Genomic DNA, 4331 nt, shown 5'->3' on the forward strand with positions numbered 1-4331 from the left:
ACGATCGACGTCATCCCGTGATCCTTGTCATGAATCATCTTTTCAATTTTATCCATTGCTCACCTTTTAAAAACCCTCGAAATTCTTTTTTATGTCCTCATCCTCGAGAATACCTACCTTCTCGGTATCTTCCTCGCTCCTGCCCTTCCGCCCCTGCCTTCTCAGGATGACGAAAGCGCCGACTATCGAAACAAAAAGAACGGTAGCTTCACCGATCGTATCGTACGCCCTGAAATCAAGAAGTACGGCGGTAACGATATTGGTCGCCCCGGTATCCCTGATCCCCGTTTCCAGGTACCTGCTCGAGACCTTCATCACAGGATGGCCGAAAACCGGCAGGTCGTGGACGGCAAAATATGAAAAGAGCAGGAAAAGTCCGAAGAAGATAAGACTCACGACCATCGGAAGAGTATCCCGGTGTCTCTCTATCGATGTGTTATCGGTCGATATCGTAGCCCGGATAAGTATCACAAGGATCAATATCTCCACCACCACCTGCGTGATAGCTATATCGGGGGCTCCCAGCATAAGAAAGACGATTCCGAGGCTGAATCCGACTATACCTACGGATATTACCGAGGACAGCAGGTTCTTCGTCTCTATCGCTATTACCGAACCGATGATCATGAAAATCGTCAATACAAGGAGAAATGTCTCCATTCTTCTGCCTCTCCCTTATCTTCTTGTTACCACTTGAACATTAAAATAAACGCAAGGACTCCGAGTCCTATCACTGCCCACGAAAGATATGTCGAAAGGATGCCGTCATGCATCTTTCTCAAAAACTGAACAAGAACGTCGCCAAGCTTCCCGAATATATTGAACACATCAAAGGCTCCGCTGTCTCCGTCCCTGAATCCGCCCGAAAAGAAAGGATTCATGTCGTCTGTCACGGTTTTATAAAAATGCGTTCCCGGTATCGCCATTTCGTCGTTATCCATGATATTTCCGCCGACCCATGGATTTTCATCTACCCGGATCTTCTTTCTGACCCCTGCCAGAGCGTAGATGATAAATCCGACGACGAGCCCGAGAAGCATCAGAACTGTCGCGAGTGTCGGGTTCCAGAATCCGCCGCCGTCCCCGATCACCACGCTGCTTCCGTCAATACCGATGCCCGATTGCGTAAGTACCGGCATTATAAATCTTTCAAGGGGATATCTGGCGAAAATGCCGAACGCGACGCAGAGGACAGCGAGAAATATCATCGGCAGCTGCATCGTGAAACCGACTTCCCGGACGTGGTCGAACTTCTCGGATCTTCTTCCGAGGAATATTGAATGAAGCACCTTTATGAATGAGGCCAGCGTAAGGGCGCTTCCGAATATCGCTATGATGAGGAATACCATGTGGTACCCCGTGTGCCCTTCAAGCATCCCCTGGTACACAAGCCATTTGGAGACGAACCCGTTGAAGGGCGGCACTCCGGAGATCGAAAAAGCCGTTATTACCATTGTGATAAAGGTGACCGGCATCAGCCTTGCGAGTCCTCCTAGCTTTTCGAGGTCGGTCGTCCCAGTCTGTTTCTCTACAGCTCCGGCGCCGAGGAAAAGGCCGCTCTTGTATATCGCGTTGTTGACCATGTGAAAAAGCCCCCCGGCCATCGCGACCGGGATGCAGCTTCCCACGCCGAGGACCATATATCCTACCTGGCTGACGGCATGGAACGACAGCAGTTTTTTAAGATCATGCTGGACCAGCGCCATCAGAACGGCGAAGATCAGCGTTCCGGCTCCGACTATCATCATCATGATCGAAAGGGGCGACCCCGCCGAGATATCGAATATCCTGAAGGTAAGCATCCCGAGGAGATATATGCCGAGCAGCTTGTCGAGAGATGCCGGGAGAAAAGCGATCGTCAAAGCGGGCGTCGGTTTTGCCATCTCCGGTATCCAGGAATGAAAAGGCATTCCTCCCGTTTTAGCGATGGCGCCCGCAAACATGCATATAAAGGCGATTATCATCACGGGGGCCGTGGTCTCGATCGGCATCGCCGAAAGCCTCGATATCGAGACGGTGCCGTATCTCACCCATATCAGAATTATCCCGAGAAGCATCGACGCGTCGGTGAATCCGAGAAGGGTGAATGCCTTCGCCGCCGCCTTTTCATGCCCTTTCCCTCCCATATTGATGAGGAAGAAGAGGATAGCGGTAAGCATCTCCCAGAAGATAAGCATGATAAGAAGGTTGTCGGCCAGGACCGCGCCCGATGCCGCGGCGAGGGTCCACAATATATACGAATAGTAGATGCTACCCCGGTCGCTCCCCCTGAGATATCCCAGGGAATAAAGGGTAATCAGGACCCCGAAGAGGCTGATAAAGACGAGGATGAAGGAACTGAAGGCCGTAAGCCTCAGCGCGAAATCGATCGGGATCTGTCCACCCAGATCGAAAAGGGCGACGTTGTAGGCTACCTCTCCGGCTCCGAGAAAACGGTACGCCTGGACAAAAAGCCATATCGATGCCAGGAGAGTGATTATACCCGCTATGACGCTTCCCTTCCTTGGAATGAAGAGTGGTATCAATCCAATTGCTCCCGCGACTACGATAATCTGTAAAAGTTCATGCATATTGTTATTCTCCGCAATACAGCCGGTCAGTAAAATTACCTGCCTGTCATCATTTTTCTGATCTCTTCCGTTTTCTCCTGGGACATCCTTATGAGATCTCCCTCGCTGAGCATCATCCTCTCCCCGCTCTTCATGTCGATCCTTCCAACACGTTCCGTGCAGGAATAACAGGGATCGACCGCCGCGGTGATAAGCCCCGCGTCGGCAACTGTGTCCCCGACGACGCTGTACTCGTTCGTCAGGATATTGTTGAAGCTCGGGGCCCGTATCTTGTGCCTCATCGGCATGTTCCCGCCGTCGGAGCGGATATAGTGAAGGACCTCGCCCCGGGGAGCTTCATAAACGCCTATCCCTTCGCCAGCGGGCACTTCCCCGATCTCGGTGCATATTTCTCCCGGACCGAGCGCCTCGAGCCTGTCGAGAGACTGCCTTATTATCTTTATCGCTTCGAAGTTCTCCAGCTGCCTGACGACCGCCTTGTCGTAAACGTCGCCGTTCTTGCAGACGATCACGTCGAAATCGAGTTTTCCGTACGCGTCGATCGGATGATCCCTTCTCGCGTCGATATCATATCCGCCGGCCCTTGCGGTGGGGCCGAGCGCCCCGTAGAGCCTGCACATCTTCGTACCAAGGATGCCGACACCCTCGGTCCTCGCGTGAATTACCGGGTCATCTACGATCGCGCCGGTAAGCAACTTGTTTTTCTCTTCGAGGTCATCAAGCATTTTTCTGATATTCCCGATCTCTTCGACGGGAAGTTCGCGCCTGACTCCCCCTATCCTCATCATTGCGTAGTGGTTCCTGTTTCCAGTGACCGCTTCGAGGATATCAAGGACCGGTTCCCTGTATTTCCAGGTCCACATGAAGACAGTGTTGTATCCTATAAAGTGCCCCGCCAGCCCGGTCCAGAGCAGGTGGCTGTGAAGCCTTTCGAGTTCAGCGACGATCGCTCTTATATACTGCGCGCGTTCGGGGACCTCGATCTGAAGCAGGTCCTCGACCGCCTTGACGTAAGCGTACGGATGGGAACATGAGCAGATGCCGCAGACCCTTTCGACGAGGAAGGGGACCTGGTCCCACGTCTTGTGCTCGGAAAGTATCTCGATCCCGCGGTGACTCCACCCGATCGTCATATCAATATCGACCACTCGCTCGCCATCTACGTGAAGCTCGAAAAATTCGGGCTCTTCCAGTATAGGATGGAAAGGGCCGATAGGGATCTTTTTTACCATCTCATTTCACCTCGTTATCCAAACGGCACTCTCTGCCGGGAAATCCTTACGGGTTCTGGCCCTCGGGCGGCTTGCCAGTCACTTCGTTGAATCTTTCTATACCTTCATGCTTTATTCGGGACATCTCAAGCTCGTCCTTGTTCTCCCTCTTGTGGGGGTAGAAATCCTCCGGTCTCGTATCCGAGCGAAGCACCGGCCTGAGATCGGGATGCCCCTTGAAATTCACTTCGAACATCTCGAAGATCTCTCTTTCGATCCACTTCGCCCCGGGTATGACATTCGATATCGAATCGAGTTCCGGATGCGGTTTCTCGGCGTATGTCTTGATCGTGACGAAAAAATGCTCCTTATCGAAGGGGAAAAACATGAGCACTTCGACGCCGCCACGGTCATCTATCCCGACCCCCGTGTCGAATCTGCCATCGAGATCGTTGAAGATAAACGTGGCCAGCTCGACCCATGAATCTTTTTCTGAATAGACATAGATCCGGTTCGCCGACGGCTGGTCTATCCTGACCTTGTCGCCGAA

4 protein-coding genes are annotated in these 4331 nt (G+C 52.5%); all 4 read right to left on the reverse strand.

What is annotated here, in order from left to right:
• Nucleotides 1–66: 66 nt before the first annotated feature.
• Nucleotides 67–660, reverse strand: a complete 594-nt coding sequence (locus JW814_00410; protein MBN2069888.1) for a DUF4040 domain-containing protein — start codon at nucleotides 658–660, stop codon at nucleotides 67–69.
• 26 nt (nucleotides 661–686) lie between these two features.
• Nucleotides 687–2570, reverse strand: coding sequence for an NADH-quinone oxidoreductase subunit L (locus tag JW814_00415; GenBank protein ID MBN2069889.1), 1884 nt, complete (start codon nucleotides 2568–2570; stop codon nucleotides 687–689).
• 35 nt (nucleotides 2571–2605) lie between these two features.
• The gene (locus JW814_00420) at nucleotides 2606–3802 is read right to left on the reverse strand and encodes a nickel-dependent hydrogenase large subunit (protein ID MBN2069890.1); all 1197 of its coding nucleotides are present in this window, start codon (nucleotides 3800–3802) and stop codon (nucleotides 2606–2608) included.
• A 46-nt stretch (nucleotides 3803–3848) separates the two neighbouring features.
• Nucleotides 3849–4331: NADH-quinone oxidoreductase subunit C (locus tag JW814_00425; GenBank protein MBN2069891.1), on the reverse strand; the 483-nt coding region annotated here is incomplete at its 5' end.

Source organism: Candidatus Krumholzibacteriota bacterium (assembly GCA_016932415.1).
GTDB lineage: Bacteria > Krumholzibacteriota > Krumholzibacteriia > Krumholzibacteriales > Krumholzibacteriaceae > Krumholzibacterium.

Coding starts and splice junctions, on each gene's coding strand:
- JW814_00410 (MBN2069888.1), bottom strand. CDS start 660: ATGGAGACATTTCTCCTTGTATTGACGATTTTCATGATCATCGGTTCG.
- JW814_00415 (MBN2069889.1), bottom strand. CDS start 2,570: ATGCATGAACTTTTACAGATTATCGTAGTCGCGGGAGCAATTGGATTG.
- JW814_00420 (MBN2069890.1), bottom strand. CDS start 3,802: ATGGTAAAAAAGATCCCTATCGGCCCTTTCCATCCTATACTGGAAGAG.